This is a genomic window from Mycobacterium sp. NPDC050551, from assembly GCF_040674075.1.
Taxonomy (GTDB): Bacteria; Actinomycetota; Actinomycetes; order Mycobacteriales; family Mycobacteriaceae; genus Mycobacterium.
The window spans coordinates 414,844-431,927 of the sequence record NZ_JBFARC010000003.1; the positions used below are offsets into that span (position 1 = coordinate 414,844).

Consider the following 17,084-nt stretch of genomic DNA (forward strand, 5'->3'; position numbering starts at 1 on the left):
AGCGCGCCGAAATCGCTCAGACGGCGTGGGTTGCGGCGATGCTGCCGAGCAGGACCAGGGCGTCGGCGCTCGGGCTGCCCGGCTCCGCGTCGTAGACCACGAGCTCCTGCCCCGGGGCGGACCGCACGTCGAACGTCTGCATGCTCAGCGTCAGCAGGCCGACCTCCGGGTGGCGGAACCGCTTGACCGCCAGACACTTCCGCCGGGCGTCCTGCCGACCCCACAGCGTCCGGAACTCCTCGCTGGCGTCGAGCAGCTCGGTCAGCACCGCCCGCGCGTGCGGGTCGTCCGGGGCGGCGCCGTAGCCCATCCGGAACCCGGCGACCGAGTCGGCCGCGACGGCATGCCAGTCGGCGTAGAAGTCACGGGCCCGCGGATCGGTGAACACCAGCCGCATCAGGTTCCCCACCGCGCCGAACTCGCCGAACAGCGCCTCGGCGAGCGCGTTCACTGCCAGCACGTCGTAGGCCCGGTTGTAGACCAGCGCAGGGTTGTTCGGCCAGGCGTCCATCAGCCGCAGCAGCCCGGGGTCGACGCGGTCGGTCACCCGCGCGTGCTGCTCCCGCGGGGCGAGGCCGGCCAGCCGGAACAGATGCCTGCGGCCGTCGTCGTCGAGCCGCAGCGCCGCCCCGAGCGCCTCCAGCACCTGCACCGACGGCGAACGCTCCCGGCCCTGTTCGAGGCGGCTGTAGTAGTCGACGCTGACACCCGCCAGCATCGCCACCTCCTCGCGGCGCAGCCCGGGAACCCGCCGGACGCCGCTGCTGGTCAGACCCGCTTCGGCGGGGCTGATCGCGGCCCGACGCCCCTTGAGGTAGTCACCCAACTCGGCCATCGTGCCAGCCTAGATCCGCCGTGGGCGTCAGGCAGGGTGCAGTACACCCTGGCTGACCGGCATGGCTGGCACGATGCTGGACGCATGACCGATTCGAAGATCATTCTCGTCACCGGCGCCAGCAGCGGCATCGGTGAAGCCGTCGCCGCACGCCTGGCCGCCGAGGGCCATCACGTCATTGCGGGCGCCCGGCGGGAGGACCGCCTCGCCGACCTCGCGCGCCGCATCGAGCAGGACGGCGGCAGCATCGAGGTCCGCCGCCTGGACGTGACCGACCGTGCCGACGTGGCGGCGTTCGTCGACGCCGCGGTGGCCGCCCACGGCCGGGTGGACGTCGTCGTCAACAACGCGGGCGTGATGCCGCTGTCGCGGCTGGACGCACTGCTCGTCGACCAGTGGGACCGGATGATCGACGTGAACATCCGCGGGCTGTTGCACGGCATCGCCGCCGCGCTCCCGCATTTCCAGCGGCAAGGCAGCGGCCACTTCATCACGGTTGCGTCCGTCGGCGCGCACGAAGTGGTGCCGACCGGCGCGGTGTACTGCGCCTCGAAGTTCGCGGCCTGGGCCATCACCGAGGGTCTGCGACTGGAGGTCGACCCGTCGATCCGGGTGACGACCGTGTCGCCGGGCGTGGTCGAATCCGAGCTCGCGGACTCGATCACCGACCCGACGGCGGCGGGCGCGATGCAGGAGTACCGGGCCGACTCGATCCCGCCCGACGCGATCGCCCGCGCGATCTCCTATGCCATCGGCGAGCCCGCCGACGTGGATGTCAACGAGCTGATCATCCGGCCCGCACGGCAGCGCTGACGGGCGATCCGGTGACGGTGCGGCGGCGTCATCCGTCATAGGCTTGTCGGGGCGGCGCACGGTGCGCGCCAGACGGGTGCGGAGGAAAGCGTGACGTCCAACATCTCGGTGCTCGCCGCCGCCACCGACGTCGGCGAGATGGTCGGCTATGCCGTGATCCCCATCATCGGCCTGGTCCTGCTGATCGTCGGGCTCGTCAAGCGAAGCAAATCGGGCTCACCGCAACCCAACCCGCCGTACGGCTGGGCGCCGGGCCAGGCGCCCTACGGCAGTCAGCCGCCACCGCCCGGCGGCTACCCCGGCTACCCGCAGCAACCCGGCTATCCGCCGCCCCACCCCCAGCAGCAGCCCTACTTCGCACCGGGCATGCAACCGCCGTACCCGCCGCCCGGCTACCCGCCGTTCGCGCCGAAGCCGAAGAAACAGGGCACCGGCCTGATCGTCGCCGGTGCGATCATCCTGGCCCTCGGACTGCTGGGAAACATCGGCCGGCTGGCGACGTCGTCGTCGCCCAACTCGTCGTCGTCCGAGCGTTCCTCGTCGTCGGCCTCGTCGACGACGGCGCGCAGCGACGACGGGCTGGACGTCGGCGACTGCGTCATCGACATCCCCGCGACCGGCCCTTTCGAGGTCGTCGACTGCTCGAACCCCGCTGCCCAGCTCGAACTGGGCGCCATCGAGGGGCCCGACCAGTGCCCCGACGGCCCCGCCAGCCTGGGCGCCTATCTCTACCAGCCCACGTCCGCCGGCAGGACCAGGTGCTTCCTCCCCAACTTCGAGGAGGGCAACTGCTTCCGGGTGGACTCGGTGCAGACGATGTTCAACAAGGTCGACTGCACGGACCCCAACGCCGCGGGCAAGGTCGAGACGCGCCTTGACAGCAACGACCCCGGCGCGTGCACGCCGCCGGCGAGGGCGCTGGCCTTCCCGGAACCCGCCCGCACCTACTGCCTGACGCAGCACAGTCACACCTGACGCGCCGCTGATCGGGTGCCGTCCTACCGGTGGGCGGCGATCTCGTCGACGAGGCCCCAGTGCAGGGCGGTGGCGGGGTCGACGGTGTAGCCGGTGAGGAACAGGTAGGCGGTGCGCCACCGTCCGATGCGGCGGGTGATGCTGACGGTGCCACCCGCCCCGGGAATGAGGCCCAGTTGCAGTTCCGGCAGCCCGATCACCGACTGCGGATGTGCGGTCACCCGTCCGCAGTACGCGGCCATTTCCAGTCCGCTGCCGAGCACCTGACCGTGCACCTCGGCCCGCAGCGCCGGCCCGAGGCGGCGGCGCAACTCGTCGAGCATCAGCGCGGGGCTGTGCCGGGTGCGGGCCAGGTGCGCGTCGGCCGGATCGGTGAACGAGCCGAACTCGGCCAGATCGCCGCCGCTGCAGAATGAGGGGCCGTTGCCGGACAGCACGACCTCGGTGACGGACGGGTCGAGCCGGGCGATCTCGAGCGCCTCGAGCAGCGCGGCCCGTGCGTCGGTGGAGAAGGCGTTGTGCCGGCCGGGCCGGTTGAACCGCACCCGCAGCGTGTCCTCCCTGCGTTCCGCCAGTACCGGATCGGGCAGCGCCGGTGGGGTTTCGGGTCCGCGCGCGGCGAGCCAGGCCTGGAACTCGGCGCTGCCCTGCAGCGTCGAGTACGCGAGCGACTCCGCGATCAGGCCGGCGTAGGCGGGCGCCGCGACGTCCACAGCCCGCAGCACATCGTCCCCGACCTCGGCCGCATGCGGCCAGGTGCGGCAGCGCTGGTCCAGATCGGCGAGGGTGCGCTGCACCGACGGCACCGCCACCGCGCGGCGGTCCTCACAGGGCCGCTCGGTGAGGGTGAATGTGGCTCGCTGCAACCAGTATTCGGCGCCCGGCGCGGTCAGGTCGCCGGTCGCGACGACGACGCCCGTCGGTTCCGCGTAGTCCAGGTCCGGCGGGTCCGACAGGTCGACGACGCGCATCAGCCGGAGTATTTCGCGATCAGCTCCTGCTTGTACAGCTTGCCGGTGTCGGTGCGGGGCAGCTGGGCCTCGAACGAGATGGACCGCGGACACTTGTAGTGCGCCAGGCGGTCCCGCAGCCAACCGAGCAGCTCCTCGGCGAACGCCTCGGTCGCGTCGGCCGGATCGACGGTCTGCACCACCCCTTTGACGCGCTGACCCATCTCGTCGTCGGGCACACCGAACACCGCGGCGTCCATCACCTTCGGGTGGGTGACCAGCGTGTTCTCCGCCTCCTGGGGGTAGATGTTCACCCCGCCGGAGATGATCATGTGGTGCCGCCGGTCGGTGAGGTACAGGTATCCCTCCTCGTCGAGGTACCCGATGTCTCCGACTGTCACCCAACCCTTTTCGTGCCGCGACGCCGACGTCTTGTCCGGGTCGTTGAGGTATTCGAAGGAGTTGCCGCCCTCGAAGTAGATCTCGCCGGCCTGCCCCGGCGGCAGCTCGTTGCCGTCCTCGTCGAGGATGTGGATGGCGCCGCTCATCGGCTTGCCGACGGAGCCGGGGTGGGCCAGCCATTCCTCGGCGCTGATGAGCGTCGACCCGTGTGCTTCCGAGGAGGCGTAGTACTCGTCGACGATCGGGCCCCACCAGTCGATCATCTGCTTCTTGATCTCCACGGGGCAGGGCGCCGCGGCGTGCATCACCCGCTTGAGGCTGGAGACGTCGTAGCTGTTGCGCACGGACTCCGGCAGCTTCAGCATCCTGGTGAACATCGCGGGCACGAACTGCCCGTGGGTAACGCGGTGGCGCGCGATGGCGTCGAGACAGCCCTCGGCGTCGAACTTCTCCAGCACGACGGTGGTGATGCCGCCGGCCTGGATCTGCATCGACCACACCGACGGCGCCGTGTGGTACAGCGGTGCCGGACTGAGGTAGACGGCCTCGGGGTCGAGCCAGAAGGAGACCAGCGCGGCCATCATGCCGGGCACCTCGGACGGCGGCAGGTGCGGGAGTTGGCGTTTGATGCCCTTGGGCCTGCCGGTGGTGCCGGAGGAGTACTGCAGCAGGTCGCCTTCGATCTCGTCGGCGATCGGTGTGTCGGGTTGCCCGGCAACGCCTTCGGGATAGCGGGTCCAGCCGTCGAGGTCGGCGTCGGCGATGAGCAGCACGGCGGGCAGGCCGCGCGGCAGGTGCTCACCGAGTTCCGCGCAGGTCTCGCGCAGCGCCGCCGATCCGATGACGGCCTTGGCGGCGCTGTTGTCGATGATGTAGGCCGCCTCGGCCGCGGTCAGGTGGGTGTTGATCGGCACGTAGTACAGGCCGCTGCGGCGTGCCGCCCACATGACGGCGTGCATGTGCTCGTTGTTCTCCATCAGGATGGCGACGGCGTCGCCCTCCTGCAGGCCGTTGGCGCGGAAGTGGTGCGCCAGCCGGTTGGCCCGTGCCTCGAGGTCGTCGAAGGTGATGACGGTGCCGGACGGGTGGAGAACGATCGCCGGCTTACCGGTGCCGACATGCTCGCGGATCTGCATGGACAGACTCTACGACGCCCGTACTTGACGGGTGTCAAGTGGGCGGCCCAAATGTGCCGAAACCCGAGGGCGGGGGGTTAAGCAGACCTACGATGAACCGCCGGGGAATGGGGGTTCTGAGGTGTGCCCATGACGACGTCCACGCCCTCGGCTGTGCTCTCCTTCCTCTTCACCGACATCGAGGGCTCGACGCGCCGGTGGGAGGCAGACGCAGAGGAGATGCGGGGCGCGCTCGCCGAGCACGACGCCGTGCTGCGGGACGCCGTGACCGCCCGCGGCGGTGAGGTGTTCAAGCACACCGGCGACGGCGTGTGCGCGGTCTTCGGCTCACCGCGAGCCGCTGTCGACGCCGCCGTCGCCGCACAGCGGGCGCTGGACCTGCCGGTGCGGATGGGCATCGCGACCGGCGAGGCCCAGCAGCGCGACGGCGACTACTTCGGCCCGGTGCTCAACCGGGTGGCCCGGCTGATGTCCGCGGGGCACGGCGGACAGATCCTCCTGGACGGCGCCGCCTCGGGCCTCGTCGGCGACGCCGACCTGATCGTTCTGGGCAAGAAGCGGTTACGGGACATCGCCGCACCGGTCGAGGTGTTCCAGGTGTGCGCGGACGGGCTGGCGACCGACTTCCCGCCGCTGCGGTCCCTTGACGCCGCCCCGGGCAATCTGCGCGTGCCACCGACGAGTTTGATCGGACGCGACGAAGAGTTGAGCGCGATTGCTGCGACACTCCGCAAGCATCGGCTCGTGACCCTGACCGGCGTCGGCGGCGTCGGGAAAACCCGCCTCGCGCTGGAGGTTGCGGCGCGATCGGTGAGCGACCACCCCGACGGTGTCTGGGTCGTCGAGCTGGCTGGGGTCAGCGATTCCAACGCCGTCGCTGAAGCGGCTGCCGCCATATTGGGGTTCGTCCAGCAACCCGGGATGACAGTGGCGGAAAGTGTCGCCGTCGCACTCGAAGGACGGTCCAGGATGCTCGTACTGGACAACTGCGAACACGTTCTGAACGCTGCGGCGGACCTCGTCGAGCTGATTCTGAGCCGATCGGCGACCGTGCGCATCCTGGCAACCAGCCGCGAAGGCCTGCAGGTCGCCGACGAACAGATCCACCAGGTGTCCCCGCTCGGAATGCATCCGAGCGATTCGTTGGCAGTCGAGTTGTTCGTCGACCGCTCCCGCGCCGCAGCACCTGGAGCACACGTGAGTGCCGCCGACGAGGCTGTCGCCGACATCTGCCGCCGCCTCGACGGGATACCTCTCGCGCTGGAACTCGCGGCCTCACGCCTCCAGTCGATGACCGTCCTCGAGCTGCGCGACCGCCTCGATGACCGGTTCCGACTCCTGATCGGGTCCCGTCGCGCGAGCCCGCGGCACCACACGCTGTCGCACGCCGTGCGCTGGTCCTTCGACCTGCTCGACGACGACCAGCAGCGGGCGTTGGCGAGGTGCTCGGTGTTCGCCGGTGGATTCGACCTGTCTGCAGCAAATGCCGTGACGGCGACCGGTGACGAGGTGACCACTTTGCATGTGCTCGATGCACTCGTGCGCAAGTCACTGCTGATCGCCGACCGTTCCGGTGAGCGGACGCGATATTCGATGCTGGAAACGATCCGTCAGTTCGGCGAGGACGAATTGCGGGGCCGCGGTGAAGCCGATGATGTTCGGACAGCCCATGCACGACACTTCGCCGGCCTCGAGGCGGATGTGCTCACGCGATGGGACGGACCGGCACAGGTGGAGGTCTACCGCTGGTACGAAACGGAATTGGCGAATCTCCGCGCGGCGTATCGCTTCGCGGCGGATCGCGGCGACCTCGACGCCGCCGCGACCATCGCCGTGTATGCGGCGTTCATCAGCGGTTGGATGGAACAGCACGAACCGGCACGGTGGGCCGAATCGCTCCTGGGCGCGGCCAGAGCCGCTGATCATCCACGGCTCGGCCAGCTCTGTGTTGCGGCCGCCGCGTGCTATCGCACGGGTCGGCTCACTCAGTCCGTCGAGTACGCCGACGCCGCCATTGCGCTGATGGACGGCGCCCGCTTCCTGCGCTCTCCATTTGGAATCGAACCCACAGCACTCGGCGGCACCTACATCACGGTGGGTTCGACGAAGCGCTGGGTCGAATTGTGCCGCAACACGACTCCCACCGGCGAGGGTGCTGATGCCTTCAATCAGGGGTCACTGGTCATCGCACTACTGACAAACGGGCAAGTCGAGGAGGCCGAGCGTGCGTGCGATCAACTGTTGGCCTACGTCGAGTCCACCGACAACCCGTGTGCCCGTGCATACGGATTGCTCGCATACGGCTATGCCCGCCGGGTGAACGACGGCGCCGCCGCGTACGACGCGCTGCGGCGTGGCTTGTCGATCGCGATGGACAGCGGCAATCGGATGACAGAGCTGTACCTCGCTGTGAACCTCTCCACGCTGGCGGGCACCTACGGCGATGCCACTGATGCGCTCGACTTCCTCGCGTCGGCGATCAAGAGTTTCTACGATGCCGGCACCTACGCCCACATGGTCAGTCCGCTAGGGGTGCTTGGCGCACACCTGGGCCGCCTCGGACTGTCCGAGCAGGCAGCCGTCCTCATCGGGTTCGCCCAGACGGTCTTCGCGCGGGCCACCTTTCCCGAGGTGGATGCCACCGCCGAGCACCTGCATTCGGCGCTCGGCGACGACGAGTACGCCCGGCTCAACCGGCTGGGCGCGAACATGGCGAATTCCGCGATCGCGCAGTACGCCCTCGAGCAGATCGACCGGGCACGCACTCTCACCTAGCGTCGAGCGTGCAGCTACTCCGCTTCGGCGAGGCGGGTCTTCAGCGCGTCGAACTCGTCCTTGATGCCGGTCGGCAGCTTCTCGCCGACGAACTCGAACCACTCCTCGATCAGCGGCAGTTCCTTGCGCCACTCCTCGGGGTTGACGGCCAGCGCCTCGTCGACGTCGGCGGCGTCCACGTCGAGGCCCTCGAGGTCGAGGTCCTCGGCGGTGGGCACGATGCCGATCGGCGTGGTCTTGCCGTCCGCCTTGTGCTCGATGCGCTCGACGGCCCACTTCAGCACGCGGCTGTTCTCACCGAAGCCCGGCCACAGGAAGCGGCCGTTGTCGCCACGGCGGAACCAGTTGACGAAGAACACCGCGGGCAGCTTGGACTCGTCGGCGTTCTTGCCGATGTCGATCCAGTGCTGGAAGTAGTCGCCGACGTTGTAGCCGAGGAACGGCAGCATCGCCATCGGGTCGCGGCGGACGGTGCCCACCTTGCCCTCGGCGGCCGCGGTCTGCTCGGAACCCAGTGTGGCGCCGATGAACACACCGTGCTGCCAGTCGCGGGCCTGGGTGATCAGCGGGACGGTGGTCTTGCGACGGCCACCGAACAGAATCGCCGAGATCGGCACGCCCTGTGGGTCGTCCCACTCGGGGGCCAGCGTCGGGCACTGCGAGATCGGGGTGCAGTAGCGCGAGTTCGGGTGCGCCGCCTTGGTTTCCGTCTCACGCAGGACCCAGTCGTTGCCCTTCCAGTCGATCAGGTGGTCGGGCTCGCCCTCGAGGCCCTCCCACCACACGTCGCCGTCGTCGGTCTTGGCGACGTTGGTGAAGACGGTGTTGCCCTTCGCGATCGTCTTCATCGCGTTGGGGTTGGAGTCCCAGTTGGTGCCGGGCGCGACGCCGAAGAAGCCGAACTCGGGGTTGGTGGCGTAGAGCCGGCCGTCCTTGCCGAACCGCATCCACGCGATGTCGTCACCCACGGTCTCGGCGCGCCAGCCCGGGATGGTGGGCTGCAGCATCGCGAGGTTGGTCTTGCCGCACGCCGACGGGAACGCGGCGGCGATGTAGTAGGCCTTGTCCTCGGGCGAGATCAGCTTCAGGATCAGCATGTGCTCGGCGAGCCAGCCCTCGTCGCGCGCCATCGCCGACGCGATCCGCAGCGAGTAGCACTTCTTGCCCAGCAGCGCGTTGCCGCCGTACCCGGAGCCGAAGCTCCAGATCTCGCGGGTCTCGGGGAAGTGGGTGATGTACTTCGTGTCGTTGCACGGCCACGGCACGTCCTGCTGGCCCGGCTCCAGCGGCGCGCCGATCGAGTGCAGCGCCTTGACGAAGAAGCCGTCCTCACCGATCTTGTCCAGCGCGGCGGCGCCCATCCGGGTCATCGTGCGCATCGACACCACGACGTACTCGGAGTCGGTGATCTCCACCCCGAGCTTGGGGTCCTCGGAGTCCAGCGGGCCCATGCAGAAGGGCACCACCCACATGGTGCGGCCGCGCATGGAGCCGCGGTACAGGTCGGTCATGATGCCGCGCATCTCGGCCGGATCCATCCAGTTGTTCGTCGGGCCTGCGTCGATCTCCCGCTCCGAACAGATGTAGGTGCGCGACTCGACGCGGGCGACGTCGGAGGGATCCGACAGCGCCAGGTAGGAGTTCGGCTGCTTCTTGTCGTTCAGCTTCTGGAACGTGCCCGCCTCGACGAGCTGGGCCGCGAGGCGCTCGTACTCCTCCTGGGAACCGTCGGCGAACGCCACCCGGTCGGGCTGTGTCAGCTCGGCGATCTCCCGAACCCAGGCGAGCAGGCCCTGATGCTTGGTCGGTGCGGTGTCCAGACCCGGAATAGTCGCTGAGGTCATCTCTCGTCTCCTGCATCTTCTGCTGACGGGCGCTGCCGGACGCAGACCCCGACGCCGCCGAAACTACGAAATCAGTGGTGCCGCGGTCGTCCCTTGTAGTGAGGTTAACGTGGGTGACATACCCGGGGAAATTCTGGATCATGTCCGATCACTCACAGGAACGATTCAGAAAGAACGATTCAGCAGAGCTGGGCCGCGGTTGACCGATTCAGTTCTCGGCCGGATCCTCCGCGGCCACCGGTTCGGCACCGGACGGCGGCGGGCCGGACCCGTTCGGCTCAGCCGCGGGAGCCGATCCGTAGAGCTCGGTGCGCACGGCGTCGAGCGCCCGCTGCAGCGGCGGTGACCGTCGGTCGCGCAGCGCCGCCGCCCTGGCCGTGGCCACGGCGTGTTCGCGCAGTTCGGCGTCGATCGTCGCGATCTGCTGCCCGGCTGTGGCCGCCTCGGCCTCGTCGCGGGCGGTCGCCTGGGTGGTCAGCGCCGCCTCCGCGGCCAGCACCCTGGTCGCGACGAGCTCCTCGACCGCCGACCGCAGCGTGGTGGTGACCTCGCCGACCCAGCGGTCGAGCACCGCCCGGTCGTGCAGCAGCGCCCGGATGCCGACCACCCATACCGTCAGCAGCAGGCCCACCGCACCGCCCGCGACCACGCCGGCGATGGTCAGACCCGGCGCGACCCCGGCGAACAGTCGGCTGACGGCCAGCGCCACCCCGAGGCCGAAGCCTGCGCCGAGCAGCATCATCAGCACCGTCTCCAGGCGGCGGTTCTTCAGCGGTGGCGCGGGGAAGTCCGGGATCGGCGGGCGTGCGGCCGGCGCGGGCGGGGCCGACATATCGACCTCGGCCGCCACACCGGCGAGATGCTCGGTGATGCCCTCGTCGACCTCGGTGACGACGTCGGCGGCGCGGGCCCGTGCCTCGTCCTCGAAACCGGCCAGGCGGCGCCGGCTCAGAGCGGCGGCGTCCTCCTGCAGTTCGGCCCGCACCGACGTGCAGCGGTTGCGAGCGAAGTAGGCGAGCTGCACCTTGGCCTGCTGGATCTGGCTGCGCAGCGCGATGCCGCGCTCCGACTTCGCCAGCCTGCTGTCCCGGCGGATCTCCTCGCGCCTGCTGCGCAGCGCCGTCACCCGGGCCTCGCGGTCGGCGCCGACGCCGTCGGCGTGGTAGCGCCGGATCACCGCTTCCAGTCGACTCTCCCACGCCCGCAACCGGTTTCGCCGCTGCAGGTCGGGATCGGCGAGCCGCTGGCGGAGCAGCCCGACCACTTCATCGAGCCGCGATTCGCCGAGATCCGGCGCTGCTGCCACCCCCACCCACGGCATCTGCCGGTACCTGGGCGAGCGCTCGGCGAGCAGCGTCCGGTCAGCGGACAGCACGTCGCGCCAGTTGCGGTGCGCGTCGATCTTGGTCACCGCGCCCACCACCAGATCGGTGTAGTTCGACGCGAGTTCGACCAGCGTGCAATCGGATTCGGTGAGCGGCGCGCCCGCCGACACGGCGAACACCACGGCCGCGGGCGCCTTGCCGGGCGGCAGGTCGTCGGACTCGACGAAGGTGTGCTCGGGCAGCTCGCGGCGCAGCTCCGCGATCAGGCTGCTGGTGCCGGCCAGCCACGGTCCCGTCACCAGCACCACGTCGCTGCTCTCCACCCCGGGTGAGCTCAGTCCAGGGTCGATGGCCGCGACCACGGCGTCCGCCGCGGCGATCGGGTCGGCCGTCATCGGGCGTGCCGTCCGATGCCGAGCAGCCGCATCGACCCGTGACTGATGTCGGCGGCGCACTCGCGGTGCAGGGCGCTCACCGGCCCACGGCCGTACCGCCGCCACCGCACCGCGCGGCGCAGGTGGGCGGCCTGGTCGTCCGCCGGGTCGACGTCCAGCCCGGCGGCCGCGACGACGTCGACCGCGGCTGCCATCACGGCCAGCACCGTATCGTCCGCCGCCAGGAAATCGGACAGCGCGTCGTCGCCGGACCGCACGGCGAGCACCTGGAGCTCGGCCAGTGCGGAGCGCACCCGCCGGTAGCGCACCGGCGCGGCCAGCCGGTCGATCGCCGCGAGCACCTCGTCGATGCCGCTGAGCCGCCGCAGCATGCCGGGCAGCGCTTGCGGGTCGGCGCCCCGACCCAGCGCCAGCACCGCGTGCGCGATCCCGAACCGGTCCAGCGCAGCCAACATCCGCTCGCGCACCGCACGGTCGAGGTCGTGTCCGCCGTCGAGGAACGCGTCGGTCGAGCGCAAATCGGCGGGGTGATGGACCAGCACGTCGAGCGCCGCGACCAGTTCGGCGTCGAGTGCAGCGCAGGCGAGCAACCCGATGAGCGGCACTGTCGGCACGCCGGTGCGCGCGCGGCACTCGGTAGCACGCAGCTGCGCCCGCGCCACCGGCCCGCCGCCCGCGGCGCCGGACAGGTCGGCCTTGTTCAACACGATCAGCACCGGCACGCGCGCGGCGGCGAGCATCGCCGTGTCCTCCGGTTTGAGCGTCTCTGCGATCACCAGCACCGCGAGGTCGGCCGCACGGCCGTCCACGACGGACACACCGGCGGTCCGCAGCGCCGCGGCCACCGTGCGACGTCCCACTCCGCGGCGGCCCAGCACCTCGACCGACAACGGCGCGGTGAGCCCGGCGATGAGAGGGGCCAGGGCCGTCCGGCGGTCACCCGACCGTGCGGCGAAATCCGTCAGCGCGTCGGCGAAGATGGCGCGTCCCTTCCGGTGGTTCGGGCGTTGGTGCTCACGCCGATCGTGGCAGCTGCCGCGCCGCTTGGCGAACGCTTCGTCCCCAGGGCCCGGCCTGCGCCGACGTACCAGCCGAAGGCAACTGTTGGGTATCAATATGCACCACGAAGCGGGTACCCGAGATGTGATGAGCGACCATGGACGGATGCAAGCGCGCAGGTCCGACGTCGCGGGCACCCCGGCTCCGCACGACGCCACCGGCGCCCCGGCAGGCCACCCGTATCCGCGGGTGACGAGCTTCCGCTCCCGGCGTTCCGCGCTGTCCGGCGGTCAGCAGGCCGCCTGGGACCGGCTCTGGCCCGAACTGGGCGCCCAGGCCCGCGACGACGAGGGCCGGCCGGCCCCGCTGATCGACCTTCCGGCATGGTTCGGCCGGTCCGCGCCGGTGGTGCTCGAGATCGGCTGCGGCACCGGTACGTCGACACTGGCCATGGCTCAGGCCGAGCCGCATCTCGACGTCGTGGCGGTGGAGGTGTACCGCCGCGGGCTGGCCCAGCTGCTCAGCGCCGTCGACCGCGCCGACCCGCCGGTCACCAACCTCCGGCTCGTCCGCGGCGACGGTGTCGACGTGCTGGAGCACATGTTCGCCGGCGAGTCGCTCACCGGGGTGCGGGTGTTCTTCCCCGATCCGTGGCCCAAGGCCCGCCACCACAAGCGCCGCCTGTTGCAACCCGCGACGGTGGCCCTGATCGCCGACCGGCTGCGGCCCGGCGGGGTGCTGCACGCCGCCACCGATCACGACGGCTATGCCGAGCACATCGCCGCGGTCGGGGACGCTGAACCACTGCTGCGCCGGGTGAGCGTCGCGGGCCACGCCGAGCTGCCGATCTCGGTGCAGCGCCCGGTGACCAAGTACGAGCGCAAGGCGCTGGCAGGTCCTGACGTCACCGAACTGCTCTGGGAGAAGGCTTCGCGATGAGTCTCACCGAGGACGTCCCCGTCACGACCCCGCCACCGCCCGCGGGCCCGCCTGCGGGCAGCCAGCGGGTGCTGCTGGTGTGGGACGCGCCGAACCTCGACATGGGCCTCGGCTCCATCCTCGGCGGGCGGCCCACCGCCGCGCACCGGCCGCGGTTCGACGCGCTGGGCCGCTGGCTGCTCGGGCGCACCGCCGAGCTGTCGGCGCAGCTGGCCGACGGCGGCTCCGACGTCACCCTCGAACCCGAGGCCACCGTGTTCACCAACATCGCCCCGGGCAGCGCGGACGTGGTCCGGCCGTGGGTGGAGGCGCTGCGCAACGTCGGGTTCGCGGTGTTCGCCAAACCGAAGATCGACGACGACAGCGACGTCGACTCCGACATGCTCGCGCACATCGCGCTGCGCCGCGGCGAAGGGCTGGCCTCGGTGATCGTCGCCTCGGCCGACGGTCAGGCGTTCCGGCAGCCGCTCGAGGACATCGCCCGCGACGAGATCCCGGTGCAGGTGCTCGGCTTCCGCGAACACGCCAGCTGGGCACTGGCGTCCGACGCGCTGCACTTCCTGGACCTGGAGGACATCCCGGGGGTGTTCCGGGAGCCGCTCCCGAGGATCGGCCTGGATTCGCTTCCCGAGCAGGGCGCGTGGCTGCAGCCGTTCCGGCCGCTGTCTGCGCTGCTGACCTCTCGTGCATAGCGGCAGCCCGGTGCCGCGTCCCCCCGGACAGTCCCGACGTTAGGAGCTCGAGGTGTTCGCCTGGTGGGGTCGAATCGTCTACCGGTTCCGGTACATCGTCATCGCCGTCATGGTCGCGCTGTGCGCGCTCGGCGGGGTGCTCAGCCTCGACCTCGGCAAGCACGTCACCCAGAGCGGCTTCTTCGACGACGGCAGTGAATCGGTGCGGGCCTCGGTGCTCGCCGACGAGGTGTACGGCCGCGACCGGACCAGCCACGTGGTGGGCATCATCTCCGCCCCGGACGGCCGCAAGGTCGACGATCCGCAGTGGTCCAAGGAGATCACCGACCAGCTGAACGCGGTCAAGGCCGAGCACCCCGACCAGTTCCTCGAGTGGTACGGCTACCTGCGCGGATTCCCGGCGGCCCTCGCCACGCCGGACAAGGACCGGGCCTTCGTCTACATCACCCTCAAGGGCGACAACGACGACACCGTCCTCAACAACTACAAGGAGATCGAGCCCGACCTGCAGAGGGTCGACGACGGCAACATCAAGCTGGCCGGCCTGAACCCACTGGCCAACGAGTTGACGGGCACCATCGCCAAGGACCAGAAGCGCATGGAGATCATCGCGCTCCCGCTGGTGGCCGTCGTGTTGTTCTTCGTCTTCGGCGGCGTCGTCGCGGCCAGCCTGCCGGTGATCATCGGCGGTCTGTCGATCATCGGCTCGCTCGGCATCCTGCGGATGGTGATCTGGCTGACCGGCGAACCCATGCACTACTTCGCCCAGCCGGTGGTCACCCTGATCGGCCTCGGCATCGCGATCGACTACGGCCTCTTCGTGGTGAGCCGATTCCGCGAGGAGATCGCCGAGGGCTACGACACCGAGACCGCCGTCCGGCGCACCGTGCAGACCGCCGGGCGGACCGTGACGTTCTCCGCCGTGCTGATCGTCGCCTCACTGGCAGGCCTGCTGTTGTTCCCGCAGGGCTTCCTCAAGTCGCTGACCTACGCCGGCATCGCGTCGGTGTCACTGTCGGCGCTGCTGTCGATCACGGTGCTGCCCGCGGCGCTGGCGATCCTCGGACTCAACGTCGACGCGCTGGGCGTGCGCACGCTCTACCGCATCCCGTTCCTGCGCGACAACCAGTTCACCAGCCGCATCATCGACTGGTTCGCCGAGCGGACCCAGAAGACCATGACGCGCGCCGAGGTGGAGAACGGCTTCTGGGGCAGACTCGTCAACCGGGTGATGAAGCGGCCGGTGCTCTACTCCGTGCCGATCCTCGTCATCATGGTGCTGCTGATCGTCCCGCTGGGGCAGCTGGCGCTCGGCGGTATCAGTGAGAAGTACCTGCCGCCGGACAATCCCGTCCGGATGGCGCAGGAGGACTTCGACCGGACCTTCCCCGGCTACCGCACCGAGAAGCTGACCCTCGTCATCGAGGGCGGGTCGCCCACCCAGGTCGACCAGATCAAGAGCGAGGCGGCGCAGATCAGCGGCTTCACCGAGCCGCAGTGGAGTGAGCGTCCGGTCGCGCCGGACGAGAGCGGCAACACCCCGCAGAAATCCGACCCCGACGTGACCGTGCTGCAGAACGGGCTCGAGGTCCGCAACGACGCCGCCAAGAGACTCGCCGAACTGCGCGCGATCGAACCGCCGCGGGGGGTGACGATCTCGGTGGGCGGCACACCCGCGCTGGAACAGGATTCGATCCACAGCCTCTACGACAAGCTGCCGATGATGCTGCTCATCCTGGTGTCCACCACGACGCTGCTGATGTTCCTGGCGTTCGGGTCGCTCGTGCTGCCGATCAAGGCCGCGGTGATGAGTGCGCTGACGCTTGGCTCCACGCTCGGCATCCTGACGTGGATCTTCGTCGAGGGGCACGGCGCCGGGGTGCTGAACTTCACCGCGACACCGCTGACCGCTCCGGTCGTCGGGCTGATCATCGCGGTGATCTACGGCCTGTCCACCGACTACGAGGTGTTCCTGGTGTCCCGCATGGTGGAGGCACGGGCCCGCGGCCTGTCGACGTCGGAGGCGATCCGCGTCGGCACCGCCACCACCGGCAGGATCATCACCGCCGCGGCGCTGATCCTGGTGGTCGTCGGCGGCGCGTTCGTGTTCAGCGACCTGGTGATGCTGAAGTACCTCGCGGTCGGGCTGATCGCCGCGCTGCTGCTCGACGCCACCGTGATCCGGATGTTCCTGGTGCCGGCGATCATGAAGATGCTCGGCGACGACTGCTGGTGGGCGCCGCGCTGGATGAAGCGCATCCAGGAGCGACTGGGCCTCGGCGAGATCGAGCTGCCCGACGAACGCAAGCACCCGGGCGCAGAGGACGAAGGCGCCGTGCCCGTCGGCGCCGAGGTGTCCGGACCGGCCCGCCCGCCGCGGCCGCACGACCCGACCCAGCCGACGCCCCCACGCGCCACCCCGAGACGGATTCCCCCGCGGGCGCCCGGCTCGCCGGCGCCGCAGCAACCCGGCGGGGAACGGGGACTCGAGTCGTGGCTCGGTGAGCTGCGCGGCGGCCCGGAACAGCCGCCCGCGGCGCACGACGACGCCGCCGAGCCGGCAGGCGACGAGCCCACCACCGCGATCCCTGCGCTTCGCCAGCAGGAAGCCGTGCCGACGGAGCCGCAGGCACCGCCGGCGGACGAGGACCGCAGGCGTGGTCGGGGGATCAGCGCGCAGGACGTCCTCCGCCGCGAAGGGCGCCTCTGACCGATGACGGGCGCCCGACGTGATGCGATTGTGACCACCGGTCTGCGGGGGCGATCGTCGCAGGACACCGCCCAGAAAGCAGCCGATTTCCGGCCGCCGGGATTTCGCGAACATGCGAGGCGGGCGCTAGCGTCGGATACCTTGGAGTCCATCGACTTGGAGGGCACCCCTGTGTCCCCCGGGTGCCGCTACCGCGGACCGGACTCGATCGGCGACCCGTCCAGGATGTGGCTGCAGCCGTCGGGGCCGCTGTCCGCGCTGCTGACCTCGCGTGTCTGACAACTCAATCGACCG

At 70.1% G+C, this 17,084-nt stretch carries 12 protein-coding genes and 1 pseudogene; 7 read left to right on the plus strand and 6 right to left on the minus strand.

Going from position 1 to position 17,084, the window contains the following annotated elements; all coding sequences use genetic code 11:
* Positions 1 to 16: 16 nt before the first annotated feature.
* On the minus strand, positions 17 to 835 hold the full coding sequence (locus AB0K11_RS14425; RefSeq protein WP_364977524.1) for a helix-turn-helix transcriptional regulator: 819 nt from the start codon (positions 833 to 835) through the stop codon (positions 17 to 19).
* A gap of 84 nt (positions 836 to 919) precedes the next feature.
* On the opposite strand from AB0K11_RS14425, the gene AB0K11_RS14430 reads away from it, so the two are divergent.
* Together AB0K11_RS14430 and AB0K11_RS14435 are read left to right on the plus strand one after the other, a co-directional pair.
* A complete protein-coding gene (locus AB0K11_RS14430) occupies positions 920 to 1,648 on the plus strand; it encodes an SDR family oxidoreductase (RefSeq protein ID WP_364977526.1) in 729 nt (242 codons plus the stop codon).
* Positions 1,649 to 1,738: 90 nt separating this feature from the next.
* Positions 1,739 to 2,623 (plus strand): hypothetical protein, encoded by an 885-nt coding sequence (locus AB0K11_RS14435; protein ID WP_364977528.1) that lies wholly within the window; start codon positions 1,739 to 1,741, stop codon positions 2,621 to 2,623.
* 23 nt (positions 2,624 to 2,646) lie between these two features.
* On the opposite strand, the gene AB0K11_RS14440 is transcribed toward AB0K11_RS14435, so the two are convergent.
* On the minus strand, positions 2,647 to 3,597 hold the full coding sequence (locus tag AB0K11_RS14440) for an enoyl-CoA hydratase/isomerase family protein (protein ID WP_364978468.1): 951 nt from the start codon (positions 3,595 to 3,597) through the stop codon (positions 2,647 to 2,649).
* Complete coding sequence (fadD4, locus tag AB0K11_RS14445) at positions 3,594 to 5,111, minus strand: fatty-acid--CoA ligase FadD4 (RefSeq protein ID WP_364977530.1); 1,518 nt, start codon at positions 5,109 to 5,111, stop codon at positions 3,594 to 3,596. Before fadD4 ends, AB0K11_RS14440 begins: the two co-directional genes overlap by 4 nt.
* A 129-nt stretch (positions 5,112 to 5,240) precedes the next feature.
* Here fadD4 and AB0K11_RS14450 point away from each other — a divergent pair, with 129 nt between their 5' ends.
* Positions 5,241 to 7,886, plus strand: a complete 2,646-nt coding sequence (locus tag AB0K11_RS14450) for an adenylate/guanylate cyclase domain-containing protein (RefSeq protein WP_364977532.1) — start codon at positions 5,241 to 5,243, stop codon at positions 7,884 to 7,886.
* Between the two features lie 14 nt (positions 7,887 to 7,900).
* On the opposite strand, the gene AB0K11_RS14455 is transcribed toward AB0K11_RS14450, so the two are convergent.
* The 3 genes from AB0K11_RS14455 to AB0K11_RS14465 form a co-directional block, all read right to left on the minus strand.
* On the minus strand, positions 7,901 to 9,730 hold the full coding sequence (locus AB0K11_RS14455; protein WP_364977534.1) for a phosphoenolpyruvate carboxykinase (GTP): 1,830 nt from the start codon (positions 9,728 to 9,730) through the stop codon (positions 7,901 to 7,903).
* Between the two features lie 208 nt (positions 9,731 to 9,938).
* Positions 9,939 to 11,450 carry a hypothetical protein gene (locus tag AB0K11_RS14460; protein ID WP_364977536.1) on the minus strand — a complete coding sequence of 504 codons (1,512 nt, stop codon included), beginning with the start codon at positions 11,448 to 11,450 and terminating at the stop codon, positions 9,939 to 9,941.
* Positions 11,447 to 12,565: a hypothetical protein gene (locus tag AB0K11_RS14465; RefSeq protein ID WP_364977538.1), complete on the minus strand. Its 1,119-nt coding sequence runs from the start codon at positions 12,563 to 12,565 to the stop codon at positions 11,447 to 11,449. Before AB0K11_RS14465 ends, AB0K11_RS14460 begins: the two co-directional genes overlap by 4 nt.
* A 31-nt stretch (positions 12,566 to 12,596) precedes the next feature.
* Here AB0K11_RS14465 and trmB point away from each other — a divergent pair, with 31 nt between their 5' ends.
* The 4 genes and pseudogenes from trmB to AB0K11_RS14485 all read left to right on the plus strand — a co-directional run.
* Positions 12,597 to 13,388, plus strand: a complete 792-nt coding sequence (gene trmB, locus AB0K11_RS14470) for a tRNA (guanosine(46)-N7)-methyltransferase TrmB (protein WP_364977540.1) — start codon at positions 12,597 to 12,599, stop codon at positions 13,386 to 13,388.
* Positions 13,385 to 14,080 carry an NYN domain-containing protein gene (locus AB0K11_RS14475; RefSeq protein WP_364977542.1) on the plus strand — a complete coding sequence of 232 codons (696 nt, stop codon included), beginning with the start codon at positions 13,385 to 13,387 and terminating at the stop codon, positions 14,078 to 14,080. The genes trmB and AB0K11_RS14475 overlap by 4 nt, the downstream gene beginning before the upstream one ends.
* 52 nt (positions 14,081 to 14,132) lie before the next feature.
* Positions 14,133 to 16,790: an MMPL family transporter gene (locus tag AB0K11_RS14480; RefSeq protein WP_364977544.1), complete on the plus strand. Its 2,658-nt coding sequence runs from the start codon at positions 14,133 to 14,135 to the stop codon at positions 16,788 to 16,790.
* A gap of 99 nt (positions 16,791 to 16,889) precedes the next feature.
* A pseudogene (locus AB0K11_RS14485) lies at positions 16,890 to 17,069 on the plus strand (NYN domain-containing protein); the annotation flags it as partial.
* Positions 17,070 to 17,084 lie beyond the last annotated feature (15 nt).